This window comes from Paraclostridium sp. MRS3W1 (assembly GCF_032465715.1).
Classification (GTDB): domain Bacteria; phylum Bacillota; class Clostridia; order Peptostreptococcales; family Peptostreptococcaceae; genus Paraclostridium; species Paraclostridium dentum.
This window is the reverse complement of sequence record NZ_JAWDJM010000143.1, coordinates 1-1,325: the sequence shown is the minus strand read 5'-3', so window position 1 is coordinate 1,325 and position 1,325 is coordinate 1. Positions and strand designations below refer to the sequence as shown.

Annotated in this window: 1 protein-coding gene; it reads right to left on the bottom strand. The window is 32.8% G+C overall.

Annotation, left to right across the window (positions count from 1 at the left end; translation table 11 throughout):
* A partial coding sequence (locus RWY47_RS11415; protein WP_316030335.1) for a thiamine pyrophosphate-dependent enzyme occupies positions 1 to 1,325 on the bottom strand: 1,325 nt, incomplete at both ends.

Below are 1,325 nucleotides of genomic sequence, written 5' to 3'. Positions count from 1 at the left end.
TGTAATGTATATCCTGTTCCAGGATTTTGTTGATGACCTGTCATACCTGTTATTCTATTATCTAAAATTACAGATATTGCATTACTTTGGTTATATGCTATATCTATAAGTGAGTTTATTCCAGTATGGAAGAATGTAGAGTCTCCTAAAACTCCAACTACTCTCATGTTATTATTTTCTTTCATATTAAACACTTGTTGTGCTCCATGGCCTACACTTAAACTTGCTCCCATACATACTATTGAATCTAATGCATTGTATGGACTTGCAAAACCTAGTGAATAACATCCAATATCGCCTGAAACCATAACATTTTTTCTCTTTCCTATTTCATAGAAAAATCCTCTATGTGGACATCCTGAACATAATGTTGGAGGTCTTCCAACTACTAAATCTTCATTATATTCTATAGTTTTTTTCTCTTCACCTAACATAACCTTTCTTATTACATCTGGAGTCATTTCTCCTGTGTATGGGAATATATCTTTTCCTATTACATCTATTCCCATAGCTTTTACTTGGTCTTCTATAAATCTATCATTTTCTTCTATTACATATATTTTCTTAACTTTGCTAGCAAATTTTTTTATTTTTACATCTGGTAATGGATTTGTAAATCCTAATTTTAAATATGATACATTATCTTTAAACACTTCTTTTGCATAGTTATAGCATACACCACTAGCTATTATGCCTATATCCTTACTATTAAGTTCTATGTAGTTTAAATCGGTTGCATTTGAGTAAGCTCTTAACTTGTTTAATCTTTCTTCAACCTTTACTCTAAGATTTCTAGAGTGAGCTGGAACAGTAACTCGTTTTTGTACATCTTTTACATAATCTGCTACCCCTACTTCTTCTCTTTCTGAGCAATTTACTATACCTTTTGAGTGACATAATCTAGTTGTAACTCTATATAAAACTGGAGTATCAAATTCTTCACTTACACTATAAGCTTCTTTTAACATATCTTTAGCTTCTTGGCTAGTTGATGGTTCAAACAAAGCTATTTTCGCAAATTTAGCATAATTTCTATTGTCTTGTTCATTCTGAGATGAATGCATTCCTGGCTCATCAGCTGAAACTAATACCAATCCTCCATTTACTCCTGTATATGCAAAAGTAAATAATGGGTCTGCTGCTACATTGACACCTACATGTTTCATACACGCTAGCGTTCTAGCCCCTGCTATAGAACCTCCTATACTTGCTTCAAGTGCTACTTTTTCATTTGGTGCCCACTCTGCTAATATGCTATCTTTATATGTAGCTACATTTTCTAGTATCTCAGTACTTGGAGTTCCTGGGTATGCAGATGCATACTT